Source organism: Brevundimonas sp. Root1279 (assembly GCF_001425945.1).
Classification (GTDB): Bacteria; Pseudomonadota; Alphaproteobacteria; order Caulobacterales; family Caulobacteraceae; genus Brevundimonas.
Window position 1 is genome coordinate 554,537 of sequence record NZ_LMEB01000004.1, and the last position, 19,264, is coordinate 573,800.

Below are 19,264 nucleotides of genomic sequence, written 5' to 3' on the forward strand. Positions count from 1 at the left end.
CGGCCGGCCCGACCACTGTACCCCTTCAGGAGACTATGATGACCCCGCTTGCCGACATGATCCCCGCCATGAGCGATCCCGACCTCAAGGCCCTGCGCGCCAACGCCGAGCGCCTCACCGCCAGCGGCTCCCCGGTCCAGGCCGCCACCGCCGCCGACATCCTTCCGCTGATCGACGCCGAGACCGCCCGCCGCGCCGCCCTGCCGACGACGCCCAAGAAGCGCGCGACCGTGGCCAAGAAGAAGGTCGTGCCCGTCACCGGCCACCAGACCGCCCTGCCGAGCAAGACCGCGGCCTGACGCGTGACGGCTCCGAACTGGAGCCGACTGCCCTCTTCTGACAGTCTGGCCCCGCGCCGAGCTGCCGGAGCCCCCCATGCTGATCACCTTCATGACCGCCGCCCTGTTGGTCCAGACCGGCGATCCGCTCGCCCCGGCGCGCGACGGCATGGTCCAGTGCTACCGGCCGAACGCGGCCGCCAAGACCTGCAACGCCATCGGCAGCTACCGCTTCGGGGCCGACGGCGCGATCACCAATGACGCGGTCAACCTGCTGAACGCCGACCCGCTGATCGTCATGCACGCGACGGCCAAGGTCTATGTCCGCGACGGCGCGGAGTGCTCGATGATCGTCAACGACCCGACGACCATCACCGCCGTCGAGTTCAACGGCGCGCCCCTCGCGGGCGAACAGCTCGCCGCGGCCCAGAAGGGGATCGTCGACAGCATGATCGCCGGCCTTGGCGGCGAAGGCGAGTTCTGCACCACCTACCATCCGAACCCGGACGGAACGCTGCGCGCCGCCGTGACCATCGACGGCGTCGCCAAGCCCGAGGCCGAGTCCGTCGTGCTGTGGGTCAATCCCGCCGACGGCTGGCGCGTCGCGCCCTGAGCCTCAAGCCAGCGCCTGATCCAGGTCCGTGATCAGGTCATCCAGGTCCTCAACCCCCACCGACAGGCGGATCAGGTTGTCCGTCACCCCGCCGGCCTCGCGCACCTCCCTGGGCACCGAGGCGTGGGTCATGATGGCCGGGTGATTGACCAGGCTCTCCACCCCGCCGAGCGATTCCGCCAGGGTGAAAACCTGCACCCGCTCCAGCACCTGTTTGGTGCGCGACAGGTCCCCGTCGATGAAGGCCGTGACCATGCCCCCGAAGCGGCCGTTCATCTGGCGCGCGGCCAGCTCGTGCTGCGGATGGCTGATCAGGCCCGGATAGACGACCCGGGCGATGCCCTTTCGGTCCTCGAGCCAGCGGGCCACGGCCAGGGCGTTCTCATTGTGCGCCTTCATGCGCAGGCCCAGCGTCTTCAGCCCCCGATTGGCCAGGAAGGCGTCAAACGGCCCCATCACCCCGCCCACCGAGTTCTGCAGGAATTTGATCTCCTTCGCGAGATCGGCATTCCCGGTGACCAGGGCGCCGCCGATGATGTCAGAGTGCCCGTTCAGGTATTTAGTCGCCGAATGCATGACCACGTCGGCGCCCAGCTTCAGCGGCTGCTGGCTCCACGGCGTGGCGAAGGTGTTGTCGACGATCAGCAGCAGTCCGCGCGCCTTGGCGATCTTCGACAGGGCCGCGATGTCGGCCAGCTTCATCAGCGGGTTGGTGGGCGTCTCCACCCACAGGAGCTTGGTCTTCGGCGTGATCGCCGCCTCGACCGCCCCCAGGTCGCTCAGGTCGACATAGCTGAAATCCAGCCCCATCGACCGGCGCCGCACCCGCTCGAACAGCCGCCAGGACCCGCCGTACAGGTCGTCGCCGGTGACGATGTGCGAGCCCGCGTCGAGCAGCTCCAGCGCGGTCGAGGTGGCCGCCATGCCTGAGGCGAAGCCGAAGCCGTGCGTGCCGCCCTCCAGGTCCGCCAGGCAGGCCTCGAAGGCCTCGCGGGTCGGGTTCTTGCCGCGGGCGTACTCATAGCCCTTGTTCACGCCCGGGCTCTCCTGGGCGTAGGTCGAGGTGGCGTAGATCGGGGTCATCACCGCCCCGGTGGTCGGGTCCGGCCGCTGGCCCGCGTGAATGGCGCGGGTCGAGAAGCCCTGGCTGTTCTTGAGACTGGCCATGAGCTTACCGGTTCAGGCTGAGGTGGTTGATGAGGTCGGTGCGGGTGATCAGGCCCACGAATTTTTCGCCGTCCAGCACGATGGCCACCCGGTCGCGATCGAACAGCGGGATCAGGGCGTCCAGCGACTCCCCGACCTGCACTGTGTCCAGGTCGCGCGTCATGGCCGAGGCCACCGGCTTGGCGAAGCGGTCCTTCCGGGTGATCTCGTCGGTGTTCATGATGTGGACGATGTCGCTCTCGTCGAGGATGCCGATCAGGCGCCCGTCCTGGATCACCGGCAGCTGCGAAACGTCCGACCCCTTCATCCGCTTGAAGGCGGTGTCGAGGGTGTCGTCCGGACCGATCACGACCACGTCGCCGGCCTCGTATTTGCGGGTGATCAGGTCCGACAGGTCGCCGTGCAGCTCGCGCGCGCCCAAGCCCTGATCGGCCAGCCAGGCATCGTTGTAGACCTTCGAGAGATACTTCGCCCCGGTGTCGCAGACGAAGGTCACCACCCGTTTCGGTTCGGTCTGTTCGCGGCACCAGCGCAGGGCCGCCGCGATCAGGGTGCCCGAGGAGGACCCTGCCAGCACGCCTTCCTTGAGCAGAAGCTCGCGCACCGTGGCGATCGCCTCGGCGTCGGGGATTGAATAGGCGCGGTCGATCAGGGTGATGTCGGCGGTGTCCGGCACGAAATTCTGACCGATGCCCTCGACCGTATAGCTGCCCTCCGGCCCCGGCACGCCCTCGTTGACGATTCCGGCCAGGGTCGAGCCGACCGGGTCAGCCAGGATAACCTGCGCGTTCGAGCCGACGCTCTTCAGATAGCGGGCGATGCCGGTGATCGTCCCCCCCGAGCCGATGCCGGCCACGACGGCGTCAACGTCGCCGCCCATCTGCTCCCAGATCTCCGGTCCCGTGGTCTGGAAATGGGCCAGCGAGTTGGCGTCGTTGGCGAACTGGTTGACGTAGAACCCGCCCGGGATCTGCTGCGCCAGACGCTCAGCCATGTCCGTGTAATATTCCGGGTGGCCGTGCGGAACGTCCGAACGCGTCAGGCGAACATCCGCCCCCATCGCTCTGAGATGCTGGATTTTTTCCTTGGACATCTTGTCCGGGATGACCAGAAGCACCTTATAGCCCTTGGCCTGCCCGACCAGGGTCAGCGCCAGCCCCGTGTTGCCGGCCGTCGCCTCGACGATGGTGCCGCCGGGCTTCAGAAACCCCTCCCGCTCCGCCGCATCGATCATCGACAGGGCGATGCGGTCCTTGATCGACCCGCCCGGGTTCTGCGCCTCCAGCTTCAGGAACAGGCGGCATGTCCCGGTGTCGATCTTCTTCACCTCCACCATCGGCGTCTTGCCGATGAGGTCCAGCAACGAACCGGTCGGACCGGTCAGGACGGGGGTCGAAGACAGCGTCATTCAAAAAACTCCAGGGGGCCGTGCGCCGGAAGCTGAGCGCCGCCCCCGCCAACGTCAAGCCGCGCAAGATTTCGCCTCCGAAACGGCGACCTGTGCGTTATCAAAGGACTCACATGAGCAAATCACCCCGCCGGCCCGTCGCCGGACTACCCGACAAAGCCACCCTCCTCGCCTTCCTGCGCGAGGCCGGTTCGGCCGAGAAAACCGATATCGCCCGCCATTTCGGCCTGAAGGGCGGCGACCGCCGCGCCCTGCGCGAGATGATCCGCGAACTCGAGGCCGAGGGCGCGCTCGGCAAGCGCGGCCGCAAGGGCTTCAGCGAAGCCGGCGCCCTTCCCCCGGTCGGCGTCTGCGACGTCGTCGAGCGTGACGTCGACGGCGAGATGTACGTCCGCCTCGTCGAAGCCTCCGCGGACGCCCCCAAGGCCCTGCTGGTCCCCGACAACTCCGGCCGCACCGGCCCCGCGCCGGGCATGGGCGACCGCCTGCTGTGCAAATTCGTGCGCGGCGAAGAGGGCTGGGAAGCCCGCCTGGTCAAGCGCCTCGACGCCGGAACCAACCGCGTCCTTGGCGTTATCCGCAAGTCCAACCGCGAGGTCCGGGTCGAGCCCGTCGACCGCCGCTCCAAGGACGTCCTGTTCGTCCCGCCCGCCCAGGCCGCCGACCTCAAGGACGGCGACCTGGTCCTCGCCGCCATCGAAAAGGGCGAGCACCGCTACGGGCCCAAGCGCGGCAAGATCCTGGAGACCATCGGCCGCGAGGACGATCCCCGCGCCGCCTCCCTGATCGCCATACACGCCCACGGCGTCCCGACCGGCTTCTCCGAGCGGGTCGAGCAGGAGGCCGAGCACCAGGAGCTGCCTTCACTGAAGGGCCGCGAGGATCTGCGCGACATCCCGCTGATCACCATCGATCCCCAGGACGCCCGCGACCACGACGACGCCGTCTTCGCCCAGCGCGACGACGATCCGAAGAACGAGGGCGGCTGGATCGTCTGGGTCGCCATCGCCGACGTCGCCGCCTACGTCCGGCCGGGCACCGAGCTGGACCGCGAGGCCCGCGAGAAGGGCAACTCGACCTACTTCCCCGATCGCGTCGAGCCGATGCTGCCCGAGCGGCTGTCGAACGGCCTATGCAGCCTGAAGCACGGCGAGAACCGCGCGACGATGGCCGTGCGCATGGTCTTCAACCGGGATGGCAAGAAGATCGCCCACAAATTCGTACGCGGCCTGATGCGCTCGCACGCCAAGCTCTCCTACGAGCAGGCCCAGGCGGCGATCGACGGCCAGACGGACGACACCACCGGCCCGATCATGGAGGCCATCCTCTATCCTCTGTGGAACGCCTACCGCTGCATGCTGAAGGGCCGCGAGAAGCGCAGCCCGCTGCAGATCGAGTCGGCCGAACGGCGCATCCGGATGACGCCCGACGGCGGCATCGGCTCTATCGAGAAACGCGTCTCTCTCGAAGCCCACCGGCTGATCGAGGAGATGATGATCCAGGCCAACGTCTGCGCCGCGGAGACGCTGGAACAGAAGAAGACGCCCCTGCTATACCGCGTCCACGACGCGCCCAGCCAGGAGAAGCTCTTCAACCTGGCCGACTTCCTGCAGACCATCGGCAAGCCCTGGAACAAGGGCGAACCGGCCAACACCAAGCGCTTCAACAAGCTGCTGGACGAAACCCGCGACGGCGAGCACGCCGAGGTGGTCAACGAGGTCGTCCTGCGCACCCAGATGCAGGCGGTCTATTCGGCCGAGAACGTCGGCCACTTCGGCCTGAACCTCGACCGCTACGCCCACTTCACCTCGCCGATCCGCCGCTACTCCGACCTGATCGTCCACCGCGGCCTGATCCGGGCGCTCGGGCTGGGCCCAAAGGGGAATAACGACGGGCTGACGGATCGTGAAATCGCCGAACTGCCCTCCATCGCCGAGCACGTGGTCCTGACCGAACGCCGCTCCATGGCCGCCGAGCGCGACGCCATGGACCGCTACATCGCCGCCTTCCTCGAGGACCGCGTCGGCGCGACCTTCACCGGCCGCATCACCGGCGTGACCCGCTTCGGCCTGTTCATCCGCCTGGACGAGACCGGCGCCGACGGCCTGGTGCCCGTGTCGACGCTGGGCAATGAGTACTTCACCCACGACGACCGCAGCCATGCCCTGGTCGGCGAGCGCTCCGGTCAGCGCTGGACGCTCGGGCGCACCGTCGAGGTCAAGCTGCGAGAGGCGACTCCGGTCACCGGCGGCCTGCTGTTCGAGATGCTCAGCGAGCCGGCCCCGCGCGATCCCAACGCCCCCTCGGCCCGTCTGGGCATGCGGGCTCGCGGCGACAAGGCCGGCGGCTATCCCAAACGCTCGGGCGGCAAGCCGCGCAACGGAGCCAAGCCTGCAGGCGGGCTGAAGGGCGTGCGCAAGGGCAAGCGCCGCTGATCCCCGGCTCCGTATCGTAACGGCACAGTTTGAGTTAACCTCCCCTCGGGGAGGGCGGCCAATGAACCGCACGACGTGTCTGACGGCCCTGGCCGTCCTGTGTTTGACGGCGACAGGCGGCCTGGCCTCTTCGGCGCCCCCGCCCAACGACACCGTCGCCGTCATGGCCGCTGGGGGACTGGTCCTGCAGCGCACCGACGGCATCGAGATGCGGTCCGAGGACCTCTACGTCTCCGCAGCAGAGATCCGGGTCCGCTACCGCTTCTTCAACCGCAGCGACCGCCCGCTCGTGACGCTGGTGGCCTTCCCGATGCCGGACATCGTCGGCGGTCTGGAGGGCGCGCAGGCGATCGCCGACCCGTCGGACATGCCCTTCCAGACCACGGTCGAAGGCCGGCGCATGGCCACCAACATCGAGCAGAAGGCGGTCCTGAACGGGGTCGACCACACGGGCCTGCTGCGCGGACTGGAACTGCCCCTGTCGCCGGTCGCTCCGGCCACCCTCGCCGCCATCCAGGCCCTGCCGACCCCGCAGGTCGAAATGCTGGTCGACATGGGCCTGGTCCGCGAGACGCCGGGCGGGCCTGTTCCGGTCTGGACCCTCAAGACCACCCACTACTGGAACCAGATGTTCCCGGCCCGGCGCGAGGTCGACATCGATCATCGCTACGTCCCCGCCGTCGGCGGCTCGGCAGGCAGCGTGATGGGCGACCCGGGGCTGGCCAACAGCCCGCTGACCGCCGACTACGTCGCCCGCTACTGCACGGACCGCGACTTCGTGTCAGCGGCCCGCCGCATGCGGACCCGCGGCCAGACCGTGTCGGAGACCTGGATCGACTACGTCCTCCTGCCCGAGGCGACCGGCGCCGGCCCGATCGGCGACTTCCGCATGATCGTGGACAAGGGCGGCTGGAAGAACCTGATCAGCTTCTGCGGCGAGGATGTGCGGCGCGTCGGCTTCAGCACCTTCGAGGTCCGGCGGCGGAATTACACGCCCACCCGCGACCTGTCGGTGCTAATCCTGAGCAGTGACCGCCCCTAAGCCTGACCCCTTCGACGCCGCCCAGGACCTGAAGGACGCGCCGCGCGTCGGCCCCGCCCAGCGCCCCAAGGACGCCGCCACCCTGATCCTGACGCGCGAGCGCCGCGGCGTCTGCGAGGTGCTGATGGGCCGCCGCGCGCCCGGGCATGTTTTCATGGCCGCGAAATGGGTCTTTCCGGGTGGACGCATCGACCGATCCGACCACTCCGCCGCCGCCGCCGGTGAGTTGTCCCGCGAGGACGCCGCCCGCCTGATGCGAGAAATGCCTGCGCGTCGGGCCCGGGCCCTGGCCCTGACCGCCATCCGCGAGACCTTTGAGGAGACCGGCCTGCTGCTGGCCAAGGCCGCTCCCGCCGCCTCCGTGGCCGGGCCGTGGCGGGAGTTCCGATCCGCCGGCGCCCTGCCGGATCTGGCGGCCCTGCGCTACGTCGCCCGGGCCATCACCCCGCCGGGGCGGACCCGACGCTTCGACGCCCGCTTCTTCATGGCCGACGCCGCCGCCCTGCTGCATCCCGAACCGACCGCCGGCTCCGGCGAGTTGGACGAGATCGCCTGGCTGCCGTTGGAGGAGGCGCGCGCCCAGGACCTGCCGGCCATCACCCGCTTCGTCCTGGCCGAGGTGAACGAACGCCTGGCCCACGCCCATCGGCCCCTGCCCTTCGTGCGCATGGTTCGCGGCAGGCATCTGGTCGAGCATCAGGACTGACCGTCCCTGACAACCCACCACGACGATTGCGCCGGGCAGCCGACGCGAGCTTTACTCTCCCTGCACGGAGGGACACGGCATGCGGAGAGTCTTGCTCGGACTGGCGGCCCTGGTCGCCGCCTGCGCGGTCACCGGCGGCGCCCAAGCGCAATCCGCGCCGGAGCGCATCACCCTGACCTCGCTCTACTGGGGTAACGTCACGCAGAACTGGGTCGTCCCCCGCGGCGGCGAGGGCGTCTGGACCGGGCGAGACGGCGCGACGAAATCCTTCCCTGTCCCCGAGGCGGACTTCGACCGCCTGCGCGACATCTTCCGGGCCTACGAAGGTCGGCCGTTCGAATGCCAGCGCACCATTACTGACGGCCCCTACGGCCGTGTGATCTGGTCGCGGCCAGATCAGAGGGACGAGCAGCTGAATTGGGACGCCGGCTGCGTAACCGGCGACGCCGACGACGTCTTTCGCCGACTGGATGAGGCCGAAAGCCTGCTGAAAGCCCTTCGCGACCGCGGCTGACATGGCCGACACGCCGATCACCCTGCGTCTGACCATCGCCGACCCGGTCCAGGGTGTGCGCTACAGCCTGCAGCAGGACAACGCGCCTCATGATCCGGCCACGGCGGGTGACGCACCCCTGTCCTTCGACGTGTCTGTCCGTTTGTCCGACGACAACCGCTTCCTCGGCCCCTTCGTGCGCCGCGAAGGGCCCCAGCGACGCTTCGTCTATATCCGCATCGGGACCTCCGCCGGCGACCACGGCAGCCCCTGGACCCGCCGGGCCAAGGTCGACATCCATGACATCCCCGCCGCCCTGCTCGACCAGGCCCGCGCCGGGCGGGTGCTGGAGATCATCCTGCCTGGTCGGGGCGAGGACGGATCGCCGGCCTGCGCCACGATCCACCCGGTCCAGCCATGGCGATCCGTCTGAAGCCAGACCTGCTTTGACCCCGCTTCCCCCGCCCGTTATCCCGGTTCCATGAAACTCGAAGCGCCCTTCATCAAGCTGCCGTTCCGGTTCGACACGGCGCGACTCCAGGAGGAGATCGCGGCCCTGCCGGCCGAGGCCTGGGCGCGTCATCCGAACAACATCCCGGGCAACAGCGCGCTTCGCCTGATCACCGTCGGCGGCGGCGAGAATGACGACGTGGCGGGCGCCATGGCCCCGACGCCGCATTTGCAGGCTTCGCCCTATTTGCAGCAGGTGCTGGCCCATTTCGGCGTCGTCTGGAGCCGATCGCGCCTGATGAAGCTGGGACCGGGCTCGACCGTCCCCGAGCACACCGACATCAACTATCACTGGTTCCACCGGGTCCGGCTGCACATTCCCATCGTCACCACGCCGGACGTGAAATTCTTCTGCGACGACCAGGTCGTGCACATGGGCCAGGGCGAGTCCTGGATCTTCGACAACTGGCGCGTCCACAAGGTCGAGAACAACTCGAACATCGAGCGCATCCACCTGGTCGCCGACACCACCGGCAACAGCCGCTTCTGGGACATGGCCCACGCAGCGGCGACCTCGCAGTTGGACCCCATGACCGTGCCGTACCGGCCCGGAATCCGGGCGACCTTCGCGACCGAGCAGCACAACGTCTACCGGGTCATGCCGCCGTCGGAGATCGACGACCTGCTCAAGGACCTCGTCGCCGAAACCGCCTCGATGAAGCCCGGCGACGCCGGCCGCGAGGAGTTGGGCCGCTATGAGCGGACCCTCTATGGCTTCCGCCAGGACTGGCGCCAGCTGTGGTCCCTGTTCGCCGACAGCGATCGCGGCATTCCCCACTACCGCAAGCGGCTGGAACAACTGCTGCAGCAGGTCCAGGCGCTTGGCGACGACCTGCGGGTCCGCTCCAACGGCATGCCGATCCTGCGCGTCATCGGGCAGCGCATCGGCACCTATGCGGTCAATCCGCAGGTCGCCGGCGGCGGGGCGCCGGGCGGCGCCCCAGCCACGGGCCAGGCGGCCGCCCGTCCCGTGGTGCGCACCCCCGACTTCGACCGCCCCCTGATCATCGTCGCCGCTCCGCGTTCGGGCAGCACGGCCCTGTTCGAGACCGTCGCGGTCAGCCCCCAGCTGCACAACCCGGGCGGCGAGGCCCACTGGCTGGTCGAAGGTTTCCGCAACTTCCTCCCCGGCGCTCCCGGCGTCGATTCGAACCGCCTGACCGCCGCCCACATGACCCCGCAGGTTGCCCTGGCGATGAAGGCCCGGCTGTCCGAACGACTGGTCGACGCCGCCGGCAAGCCGTCGACGGCGGACTCCGTCCGGCTGCTCGAAAAGACGCCCAAGAACGCCCTGCGCATCCCCTTCTTCGACGCCCTCTTCCCCGACGCCCGCTACGTCTTCCTGTGGCGGGAGCCCGAAGAGAACATCTCCAGCATCATCGACGCCTGGCGCGCCGGCGGCTGGGTGACCTATCCGCAGCTGCCGGGCTGGGACGGACCATGGTCGCTACTGCTCCCGCCGGGCTGGCAGTCGCTGAAGGGCAAACCCTTGCCGGAAGTCGCCGCCTATCAGTGGGCGACGACCAACCAGACCATTATGGACGACCTGGAGGCCCTGCCGGCCGACCGCCGCCATGTGGTGCGCTACAGCGACTTCGTGGCCGATCCGGCGGCCGTCGTGCGCGGAATCTGCGACTTCGCGGCCCTTCAGTTCGACGAGCCGCTCAAGGAGCGCACCGGCGGCGACCTGCCGGTCTCGCGCCACACCCTGACGCCGCCCAAGGCCGACAAATGGAAGAAGAACGCGGCCGAGATCGAGCCGCTGCTCGCTGACCTCCAGCCCCTGCTGGAGCGCCTACGGGCCTTCCGGGGGTGACCGACCTCGTCAGGTCGAACTCTACCCGGAAATGACGCCCCGGCCGGCGGAGTTCATAGGCGAAGACCTCGCGCGGCCGCACCTCCATGGCCCAGACGTTGGTGTTCGAAACCGTGCGGCCCTCGCGGGTGAACAGGTCCTTGGAGAATTGGTCGACCGGGAATTCCTGCCGCTCCGGCGTGCCCGGGGCGACCGTGTCGCCGCCGTATTGGCTGAGCACGTCTTCGGTTCCGTCGGCGTGGCGATGGTCGTGCTTGAGTCGCAGACCGGTCCCGGCGTGGCTGATCACCCAGGTGCGCGACCGATCCTCGCCGACCCAGAAGGGGATTCGCACCCCGTCGTCCGCACAGCTGACCTGCATGACCAGCCGCTTGCCGCGGAAATCGGCGTCGGCGGCGTCATTGGTGACGACTCGCCCCTCATAGGCCCGGCCGCACAGGGTGTGCAGGCCGCCCAGGAACAGCTCCTGCGGATCGGTCGGCTCATGCGGGACCTCGACGGACGAGGCGCAACCAGCCAGAAGAAGGGCCGCGACGGCGGCGAGGACGGGCGTTTTCATGGCCTCAGCCTGCCTTTCGCAACTGTCTCGCTCAATGCGTCGAGACGCCCGTTGACTTCGCGACGCGCCTGAGTATGTTCCGCGCCTCTCATTTCCGCGGCTTTCGCCGTCCGCAAAGGTAATTTCCGATGGCCAAGCCGGCTTCCATCAAGATCCGCCTGAACTCCACCGCCGACACCGGCTTCTTCTACGTCACGAAGAAGAACGCCCGTACGATGACCGAGAAGATGGTCGTCAAGAAGTACGATCCGGTCGTCCGCAAGCACGTCGAGTTCAAGGAAGGCAAGATCAAGTAAGCACTTGATCGCCTGACAATTTTCGAAGCGCCCGGTCAGAAATGGCCGGGCGTTTTTCGTTGTGCGAGCAATGAAAAAGGGGCCGCCCTAAGGCGGCCCCTTCCCTACCAGCGTAGACCGAAGTCCTTGCGCCGGACTTTCGCCATTCGGCCGTCCGGATGATGGAAGACCAGGCCTTCGTGATCGTTGGCTTCGAGCCAGGCGATCATGTCCTCCATGGTCCTGCCCACCTCCACCTCGGCGCAACCATGTCTCCATAGTTGGTGCCGAACCAGGCCGTAGCGGTTGCCTTGGACTTTCGGCCCCACGAGTTCGTAGGTGCCGTCAGCCAGACCAGGCTCGAACGCCTCCGCATGCCAAATGCTCGCGGAATCGTTCATGTCGACAGGAACCCATCCCGGCCAGGAGCCGGTCTTGGGATCCGGCGCGGGCTCGCAAGGAACCCAGCCGTCTGGAGGCCTCCTGCCCTTCTTCGCGTCGAAACGCTTGAAGAGCTTGCCCCCTTCGATCAGGCAAGACGTACCGTCGTGCTTGATCGTGGCCCTGCCTTCTCCGTCAATCACCCACTGCGCGTACGCCTCCGAAGTGGCGCGATGCGTCGTGCGGTCCATGACGAAGACCGTCTTCATTTTCTGCATGTCTTTGAAATCCCGAAGTTGGAGAGATTTCGAGTCCTGCTCCCCGGGCTCAAAGATGAGCGGTTTCATGAAGCGTGTCGGACCGCCGCGCGTCAACCTTAGCCGTTCATTGGTTTTGACCCTCGCAGCCTAACGGCGTGGTAGGGTGTGGCATGACAGATCAGAACGACGAACCCGCCGCCGTCCCGGCCGACGAAACCCCCGTCCAGCGGGCGCTGCGCCTCAAGAACGCGAAGATCAACGCCCGCCCCCAGCCGCCTCGCGGCGGCAAATTCCAGCGCGAGCAGGCCGCCCGCATCGCTACCGGCAAGTCCAAGCCGTGGATGTCGCGCTGACGACGCTCTTGCGACGCTGATGGGGCCTCCCGGCCCCTCCGCCGAGGGAAAACCCGGATGTCGGGATCGTCCCCTGCCCCCTAGCCTCCGCAGCCTCTCTCAGTAGCGGAGGCGATCATGCCGGGCGGCAAACCGAACATCCTCTTCATCATGGGCGACGACATCGGCTGGTTTAACGTCAGTGCCTACAATCTCGGCGTCATGGGCTATCGCACGCCCCATATCGACAGCATCGCCAAGGAAGGCGCGCTGTTCACTGACTGGTATGGCCAGCAGAGCTGTACGGCGGGCCGCGCGGCCTTCCTGACCGGGCAGTCGCCCATCCGCACCGGCCTGACCAAGGTCGGCTTGCCCGGCGCTGATCTGGGCCTGGGGCCTGACGACCCCTGCATCGCCCAGGTCCTCAAGGCCCAGGGCTACGCCACCGGTCAGTTCGGCAAGAACCACCTCGGCGACCGGGACGAACACCTGCCGACCATGCATGGCTTCGACGAATTCTTCGGCAACCTCTACCACCTGAACGCCGAGGAGGAGCCCGAGAACCCCGACTATCCAAAGGACCCGAGGTTCAAGGAGAAGTTCGGCCCGCGCGGAGTCCTGAAGTGCAAGGCGGACGGCAAGGCCGGCCAGAAGATCGAGAACACCGGGGCCCTGACCAGGAAGCGCATGGAGACGATAGACGAGGAATTCCTCGACGCCGCCAAGGACTTCATCAAGCGCAACAACGGCGACAGCCCGTGGTTCTGCTACTTCAACTCAACCCGCATGCACGTCTTCACCCACCTGAAGAAGGAGTCCGAGGGTGTCACCGGCCTCGGCGTCTATCCCGACGGCATGGTCGAGCATGACGGCCACGTCGGCCAGCTCCTCGCCCTGGTCGATGAGCTGGGCGTGAAGGACGACACCATCGTCGTCTACACCACCGACAACGGCGCCGAGGTGATGACCTGGCCGGACGGCGGCACGACACCGTTCAGGGGCGAGAAGGCCACCAACTGGGAAGGCGGCTTCCGCGTGCCCTGCGCCATCCGCTGGCCCGGAGTGATCGAGCCGGGGCGGATCGTCAACGACCTGTGCTCACACGAGGACTTCCTTCCGACCCTGGGCGCGGCGGCGGGCGACGCGGACGTCGTCGAGCGGGTGAAGAAGGGCGGAAAGATCGGCGACAAGTCATTCAAGGTGCACCTCGACGGTCACAACCTCATCCCCTTCCTGAAGGGCGACGAGGAGAAGTCGCCCCGTCCGGGCTTCATGTACTGGAGCGACGACGGGGACCTGATGGCCATCCGGGTCGGACACTGGAAATGCACGTTCATGGCGCAGGAGCACACCGGCCTGGATGTGTGGAAGAAGGACTTCGACAACCTGCGCGCCCCGGATCTCTACAACCTTCGTTCGGATCCGTTCGAGCGGGGTCCGGAGTCTCTTGAGTACGCCAAGTGGATGATGGAACGCACCTTCCTGCTGGTGCCCGCCCAGGCCATCGTCGGCCAGGTGCTGGCGAGCTTCAAGGAGTTCCCGCCGCGGGCCAAGGCCGCCAGCTTCACGGTCAGCGACGCCATGGAGAAGATCACGACCGCCAGCCCGAACCAGAACTGAAGGGCGGGCGGGGCCGGCGTCAGGCCGCCAGCCCCGCTTCCCGCTTGAGGACGGCGATCAGCCCCGCCGCCGGCATGACCCGGCTGAGCGGCGCGCCCTGCCCGGCCCACTGAGCGCCGAAGCCGCCTTCGCCTGCGGTCTTGGCGGCGGCGTTCAGCGCCTTCCCGGCGTCATAGGCGATCGGATAGGCGGGGACGTCCGCGTCGCGGCCCTCGCCCCATTCGGTGAAGCGGTTCTTCAGGCAGCGGGCCGGCCGACCCGAGATCGCGCGTGTCATCGTCGTGTGCTCGGCCGCCTCGCTCGCCAGGGCGGCGCGGTAGGCGGCGTCTGCGGCGCTCTCGGGGCAGGCTATGAAGGCGGTGCCCAGCTGGGCGGCCACGGCGCCGAGTTCGAGCGTTGCGCGAACGCCCCGCCCGTCCATGATTCCGCCGGCGGCGATCACCGGCAGGCCCACCCGCTCAACAAATAGCCGGGTCAGGGCCAGGACGCCCAGCCGGTCGTCAGGGGCGTCAGGATCAAACACTCCGCGGTGACCACCGGCCTCCCAGCCCTGGGCGACGACCGCGTCGATTCCAGCCTCACGCGCGGCGACGGCCTCCGACAGACTGGTGGCCGTGGCGATCAGGATGCAGCCCGCCTGGCGCAGGGCGGCGATACGGCGTGCATCAGGCAGGCCGAAATGGAAGCTGACCACCGCCGGCGCCGCCTCGACAAGCAGCGCCAGCATGGCGTCGTCGGCAGCGAAGCTCTCGTAGATGGCCCGCAGCCGCTCCGGCGGCCGCGCCTCGTAGCCGGCGAAGAGGGGCGCCAGCTTCTCCAGCCAGGCAGATTCCTTCGCCGGGTCGGGCGTCGGCGTGGCGTGCACGAAGACGTTGACGTTGAACGGCCGGTCCGTGAGCGCCCGAGTCTCCTCGATCATCCGCCGCGCGCCCGCCGCGTCTGTCGCCCCGACCGCGATCGAGCCGAGCGCGCCGGCGTTCGAGACCTCGGCCGCCAACCGGGGCGTCGACGTACCGGCCATCGGCGCCTGGATGATCGGGACGGAGACGCCGAGACGTTCGAGGACAGTCATGACCGCATGTGGTCCGCGGCGCCCGCCGGGGCAATCCCGGCGAGATCCGCTGTCTTACGCCGCCCGCGCGATCACCAGGTTCCGCCCACGGCTCTTGGCTTCATAGACGCCCTCGTCGGCGCGCTTGAGCAGGGCTTCGGGCGTGTCGCCCCCGCCCGCGCTGGCGGCGACGCCGACGGAGACGGTGATGGTCAGACTCTCCGCCCCGCCCATGATCGGGAAGGGCTGGGCCGCCACGTCACGGCGGATGCGGTCGGCGACGCGGGTGGCGTCCTCCAGGCCGGCGCCGGGCATGACGACCACGAACTCCTCGCCGCCGAGACGACACGGCAAGTCGATGGCGCGGACGTTGGTAGCCAGACGGACCGCGAACTCGCGCAGCACTTCGTCGCCGGCGTCGTGGCCGAAGCTGTCGTTGACCGCCTTGAAGTGGTCGATGTCCATGACCAGCACGGAGACGGCGTCGCCCCCCTGCCCGGCCCGGCTGACCAGACCCTGCAGCTGCCCGGCCATGTAGCGGCGGTTGTGCAGGCCGGTCAGGGCGTCGGTGACGGCCATCTCCAGGCTGTAGTCGAGCTTTTCCTTGAGGAAGTCGGCGTACCGCTTGCGCTTGATCTGGGTGCGGGCGCGGGCCTCCAGCTCGCCCGGATCGACCGGGCGATAAAGGATGTCGTTGACGCCCAGCTCCAGCGCCTTGAGCAGGCGCGGGCGGTCGACCGGGTCCACCACGGCCAGGATCGGCGTGCGGCGCGAGGCCTCGCTGGACCGGGCCTGAGCGACCAGACGCAGGCCGTCGAACTCCGACGCCGAGACGTTGACGATCATCAGGTCGACCGGTCCGCGGGCGGCGATCAGGGCGGCGGCGGGATCGGGCTCGACCACCGGGCGATGCTCGCCGGCGAGATGGTCGACCATGTTCTGGGCCTGGACCGGGCTGTCGTCGACGATCAGCACCCGTCCGCCGGAGCCGCGGAGCCGGCCCGCGCCATCGGAGTCGACGCCCAGCCGGCGGCCGCTCTCCTCGCGCTCGCGCAGCTCATCCATGACGCTCTTCAGCCGCACCAGCGACTTCACGCGGGCGAACAGGATGACGTCGTCGATCGGCTTGGTGACGAAGTCGTCGGCGCCGACGTCCAACCCCTTGATCTTGTCCTCGCGGCCATCCAGCGCGGTGACCAGCACCACGGGGATATGGCGGGTGACCGGATCGGCCTTCAGCCGGCGGCAGGTCTCGAACCCGTCCATGCCGGGCATCATCACGTCGAGCAGGATGATGTCGGGCCGCTCGGCGGCCGCGATCTCGAGCGCCGTCGCGCCGTCGGTGGCGGTCAGGACCTCGTAGTATTCGAGGGTCAGCTTGGCTTCGAGCAGACGGACATTCGGCTCGACGTCATCGACCACCAGGATGCGCGCGGTCATCGCCTACCCCAGGTGTTTCCGGACGACGTCGAGGAAATGCATCACCGAAATCGGCTTGGAGATGTAGGCCTCGCAGCCGCCCTGCCGGATCCGCTCCTCGTCCCCCTTCATGGCGAAGGCGGTGACGGCGACGACGGGGATATGGCTCAGCTCCTCGTCGTCCTTGAGCCATTTGGTGACTTCCAGACCGCTGATCTCCGGCAGCTGGATGTCCATGAGGATCAGATCGGGGCGATGCAGGCGCGCGAGGGCGAGCGCCTGGAGGCCCTCACGGGTCTGCAGCGTCTCATAGCCCTGCGAGTCGAGCAGATCATGAAATAGCTTCATGTTCAGCTCGTTATCCTCGACGATGAGGACTTTCTTGGAGTTCATCACCCGGCCTGCCCACCTCTCGAAAGCGCGGTTGCGCTGAGGCTTTTCGCCTTCTTCGGGAGCACTCTGGCCCAGCGTCTCTTAAGTTGACGTGAAGCCAAGCTGATGGGGGTCAAACGGCCGCGCGAAGCCCTCCGCTGAGGAAACTCTCTCCCCACCGAACTCCCGGTCAGGCACACTTCCCGTCGCATGAAATCCATCTGCAGAGAGTGTCTATGGACCGCGGACCGAAAGGTCGAGCGTTGCGGTAACTGCGATTCGCGGCGGGTGATCACGCACGACGAGCTGGACCGGCTGACCATCGCCCACCTGGACTGCGACGCCTTCTACGCCTCGGTGGAGAAACGCGACCGGCCGGAGCTTCGCGATCTGCCGGTGATCATCGGCGGCGGCAAGCGCGGCGTGGTCTCCACCGCCTGCTATGTGGCCCGCCTCTACGGCGTCGGCTCGGCGATGCCGATGTACAAAGCCCTGAAGGCCTGCCCCGAGGCGGTGGTCATCAAGCCGGACTTCCGCAAATACGTGCACGAAAGCGAGCGCATCTTCGGCGCCGTGCGCGAACTGACGCCCCTGGTGCAGACCCTGTCCCTCGACGAGGCCTGGATCGATCTGTCGGGGACCGAACGGCTGAACGGCGGCCCGGCCGCCTTCCAGTTGGTGCGACTGCAAAAGAGGATCGAGGACGAGACCGGCCTGACCGTCTCGATCGGCCTGGCCCCCAACCGATTCCTGGCCAAGATCGCCTCCGAGCTGGACAAGCCGCGCGGCTTCTCGGTGATCGGCACGGAGGCCAAGGCCCTGCTGGCTCCCAAGTCGGTGCGCATCCTGCCGGGCGTCGGGCCGGTGTTCGGCAAGACCCTCCAGAGCGACGGCTACGCCACCGTCGGCGATCTGGCGGCGGCGGATCTGCGAGACCTGGCCAAGCGCTACGGCGAGCACGGTCTGCGCCTGTACGACCTGGCCCACGGCCGCGACGCCCGCGCCGTCCGCCCCGAACACGACCGCAAGGGGATGAGCGCCGAGACCACTTTCAACGAGGACCTGACCACCGCCGAGGAGCTCGAAGGCGAACTCTGGCCCCTGTGCGAAAAGCTGGCCTCCAAGGCCCGCCGCGACGGCGTCGCCAGCCGGGTCGTGGTGCTCAAGCTGCGCCGCACCGACTTCAAGATCATCACCCGCCGGGTCACCCTGCCCGAGCCGGTGCAGACCGCGCGGGCCCTGTTCGCCGCCGGCCGCGAGCTGATGGCCCCCGAACTGGGCCGCCCCTACCGCCTGATCGGCATCGGCCTGGCCGAGGTGGTTGACGCGGTCGACGTCCCCGCCCTGTTCGAGACCCGCGAGACCCGAGACCTCAAGGCCGAGACCGCCATCGACAAGCTGCGCGAGAAATTCGGCAAGAGCGCCGTGGTGGCCGGGCGAGCGCTGAAAGAAAGGGATTAGGGGCGAGGGTCGAGGGTCGAGGGTCGAGGAAGGTCAATGCCAGGCCGGAGGCCAATCACGCTACTTCAACCTCACCCCTCGGCCCTCGACCCTCGACCCTCGACCCTCCCCCCTGCTAAACCGCGCTCCAAATCCAGGAGATTCCCATGACCGTCGCCGCCCGCCTCGCCGAACTCGGCATCAACCTGCCGGAACCCGCAAAGGCGGTGGCCAACTATGTGCCCTTCGTCCAGACCGGCAATGTGCTCCACATCTCCGGGCAGCTGTCGAACGACGCCTCGGGCGGGGTGAAGGGCACGGTCGGACAGAACGTGACGCCGGAAGAGGCCCACGCCGCCGCCCGCATGTGCGGCGTCAACCTGCTGGCCCAGATGTCGGCGGCGCTGGACGGCGACCTCGAGCGCGTCGTTCGCGTGGTCAAGCTGGGCGGCTTCGTCCAGGCCGGCGCCGACTTCGAAGCCATCCCGGCCGTGATCAACGGTTGCTCGGACCTGATGGTCGAGGTGTTCGGCGACAAGGGCCGCCACGCCCGCTCGGCCGTCGGCGTCTACAAACTTCCGCTCGGCTTCGCCGTCGAAGTCGACGCGATCGTCGAGGTGCGGTGAGCGTCACGATCTCGACGTCAGGCGTCTTCGCTGAAGGCCGTGCTGAATTGTCCGTCGTGCAGCCCGCCGATGACCCAGGTCATGGTGCGCCCTTCGGCGAATCCAACCACCCAGGTTTCGACGATGCGGCCGGACCTTTCCTCGGCCTTGACGAAGGTGATGCTCTGCACGGGTCCGAAGCGCTCGAGCGTGGCCGCGATCGACTCGATCCGTCTTTGGCACGCCAGCTGGACCCCTGCGGACATGAGGTCGGAACACGTGCCGGCCCTGGCCTCGGTCAGTATCTGCGACAGGGCCTGGCCATACTGTCCGTCCTGGACCGTGGCTTGCCCGTCCTGGGCCGCGACGGAAAAGGCCAGCAGGGATGCGGCCGCGGCCCCGCAGAGAATTTGATGGATGCGCATGATCGCCTCTCATTGCCTTTGCCCGACGATAGGTGCGCGAGCACGGCGGGCAATCAG

The 19,264-nt window shown here is 68.0% G+C and carries 21 protein-coding genes; 14 read left to right on the forward strand and 7 right to left on the reverse strand.

Translation table 11 applies throughout. From position 1 onward, the window contains the following. The first annotated feature begins 38 nt into the window (after positions 1 to 38). On the forward strand, positions 39 to 299 hold the full coding sequence (locus ASC65_RS05415; protein WP_056450202.1) for a hypothetical protein: 261 nt from the start codon (positions 39 to 41) through the stop codon (positions 297 to 299). Positions 300 to 375: 76 nt separating this feature from the next. Further along, on the forward strand, positions 376 to 891 hold the full coding sequence (locus ASC65_RS05420; RefSeq protein WP_056450203.1) for a hypothetical protein: 516 nt from the start codon (positions 376 to 378) through the stop codon (positions 889 to 891). Positions 892 to 894: 3 nt separating this feature from the next. Here the strand turns inward: ASC65_RS05420 and ASC65_RS05425 are convergent, their stop codons facing one another. Beyond that, the gene (locus ASC65_RS05425) at positions 895 to 2,058 is read right to left on the reverse strand and encodes a cystathionine gamma-synthase (protein ID WP_056450204.1); all 1,164 of its coding nucleotides are present in this window, start codon (positions 2,056 to 2,058) and stop codon (positions 895 to 897) included. Between the two features lie 4 nt (positions 2,059 to 2,062). Further along, complete coding sequence (locus tag ASC65_RS05430) at positions 2,063 to 3,466, reverse strand: pyridoxal-phosphate dependent enzyme (protein WP_056450205.1); 1,404 nt, start codon at positions 3,464 to 3,466, stop codon at positions 2,063 to 2,065. Positions 3,467 to 3,579: 113 nt separating this feature from the next. On the opposite strand from ASC65_RS05430, the gene rnr reads away from it, so the two are divergent. The 8 genes from rnr (at position 3,580) to rpmG (ending at position 11,323) form a co-directional block, all read left to right on the forward strand. After that, a complete protein-coding gene (gene rnr / locus ASC65_RS05435; RefSeq protein WP_056450207.1) occupies positions 3,580 to 5,901 on the forward strand; it encodes a ribonuclease R in 2,322 nt (773 codons plus the stop codon). Positions 5,902 to 5,962: 61 nt separating this feature from the next. Next, positions 5,963 to 6,943 carry a DUF4424 family protein gene (locus ASC65_RS05440; protein WP_056450208.1) on the forward strand — a complete coding sequence of 327 codons (981 nt, stop codon included), beginning with the start codon at positions 5,963 to 5,965 and terminating at the stop codon, positions 6,941 to 6,943. Continuing rightward, positions 6,930 to 7,649 carry an NUDIX hydrolase gene (locus ASC65_RS05445; RefSeq protein WP_056450210.1) on the forward strand — a complete coding sequence of 240 codons (720 nt, stop codon included), beginning with the start codon at positions 6,930 to 6,932 and terminating at the stop codon, positions 7,647 to 7,649. Before ASC65_RS05440 ends, ASC65_RS05445 begins: the two co-directional genes overlap by 14 nt. A gap of 79 nt (positions 7,650 to 7,728) precedes the next feature. After that, a complete protein-coding gene (locus ASC65_RS05450; RefSeq protein ID WP_156459557.1) occupies positions 7,729 to 8,163 on the forward strand; it encodes a hypothetical protein in 435 nt (144 codons plus the stop codon). Position 8,164: 1 nt separating this feature from the next. Then, complete coding sequence (locus ASC65_RS05455; protein ID WP_056450215.1) at positions 8,165 to 8,575, forward strand: DUF5990 family protein; 411 nt, start codon at positions 8,165 to 8,167, stop codon at positions 8,573 to 8,575. A 48-nt stretch (positions 8,576 to 8,623) separates the two neighbouring features. Further along, a complete protein-coding gene (locus ASC65_RS05460; RefSeq protein WP_056450217.1) occupies positions 8,624 to 10,468 on the forward strand; it encodes a sulfotransferase in 1,845 nt (614 codons plus the stop codon). Positions 10,469 to 10,616: 148 nt separating this feature from the next. Beyond that, complete coding sequence (locus tag ASC65_RS17110; protein ID WP_056450220.1) at positions 10,617 to 11,099, forward strand: hypothetical protein; 483 nt, start codon at positions 10,617 to 10,619, stop codon at positions 11,097 to 11,099. A gap of 56 nt (positions 11,100 to 11,155) precedes the next feature. After that, complete coding sequence (rpmG, locus tag ASC65_RS05470) at positions 11,156 to 11,323, forward strand: 50S ribosomal protein L33 (RefSeq protein WP_003164451.1); 168 nt, start codon at positions 11,156 to 11,158, stop codon at positions 11,321 to 11,323. Between the two features lie 104 nt (positions 11,324 to 11,427). On the opposite strand, the gene ASC65_RS05475 is transcribed toward rpmG, so the two are convergent. Then, positions 11,428 to 12,030 (reverse strand): RNA ligase 1 family protein, encoded by a 603-nt coding sequence (locus tag ASC65_RS05475; protein ID WP_056450221.1) that lies wholly within the window; start codon positions 12,028 to 12,030, stop codon positions 11,428 to 11,430. A gap of 83 nt (positions 12,031 to 12,113) precedes the next feature. Here ASC65_RS05475 and ASC65_RS05480 point away from each other — a divergent pair, with 83 nt between their 5' ends. Next, a complete protein-coding gene (locus ASC65_RS05480; protein WP_056450223.1) occupies positions 12,114 to 12,296 on the forward strand; it encodes a hypothetical protein in 183 nt (60 codons plus the stop codon). A gap of 117 nt (positions 12,297 to 12,413) precedes the next feature. Continuing rightward, positions 12,414 to 13,895, forward strand: coding sequence for an arylsulfatase (locus ASC65_RS05485; RefSeq protein WP_056450224.1), 1,482 nt, complete (start codon positions 12,414 to 12,416; stop codon positions 13,893 to 13,895). Between the two features lie 19 nt (positions 13,896 to 13,914). On the opposite strand, the gene ASC65_RS05490 is transcribed toward ASC65_RS05485, so the two are convergent. From ASC65_RS05490 to ASC65_RS05500, 3 genes are read right to left on the reverse strand one after another with little or no spacing between them, the layout of a single operon-like run. Further along, on the reverse strand, positions 13,915 to 14,967 hold the full coding sequence (locus tag ASC65_RS05490) for an NAD(P)H-dependent flavin oxidoreductase (protein ID WP_056450226.1): 1,053 nt from the start codon (positions 14,965 to 14,967) through the stop codon (positions 13,915 to 13,917). Positions 14,968 to 15,021: 54 nt separating this feature from the next. Next, positions 15,022 to 16,386, reverse strand: a complete 1,365-nt coding sequence (locus ASC65_RS05495; protein WP_056450227.1) for a PleD family two-component system response regulator — start codon at positions 16,384 to 16,386, stop codon at positions 15,022 to 15,024. 3 nt (positions 16,387 to 16,389) lie between these two features. Further along, positions 16,390 to 16,758 (reverse strand): response regulator, encoded by a 369-nt coding sequence (locus ASC65_RS05500; RefSeq protein ID WP_056450229.1) that lies wholly within the window; start codon positions 16,756 to 16,758, stop codon positions 16,390 to 16,392. A gap of 189 nt (positions 16,759 to 16,947) precedes the next feature. Here ASC65_RS05500 and ASC65_RS05505 point away from each other — a divergent pair, with 189 nt between their 5' ends. Next, the gene (locus ASC65_RS05505; protein ID WP_056450231.1) at positions 16,948 to 18,198 is read left to right on the forward strand and encodes a DNA polymerase IV; all 1,251 of its coding nucleotides are present in this window, start codon (positions 16,948 to 16,950) and stop codon (positions 18,196 to 18,198) included. Positions 18,199 to 18,344: 146 nt separating this feature from the next. Then, entirely contained in the window at positions 18,345 to 18,803 is a 459-nt protein-coding gene (locus ASC65_RS05510) for a RidA family protein (RefSeq protein ID WP_056450233.1), read from the forward strand. Positions 18,804 to 18,820: 17 nt separating this feature from the next. On the opposite strand, the gene ASC65_RS05515 is transcribed toward ASC65_RS05510, so the two are convergent. Next, positions 18,821 to 19,207 (reverse strand): hypothetical protein, encoded by a 387-nt coding sequence (locus ASC65_RS05515; protein ID WP_056450235.1) that lies wholly within the window; start codon positions 19,205 to 19,207, stop codon positions 18,821 to 18,823. Positions 19,208 to 19,264: the final 57 nt, after the last annotated feature.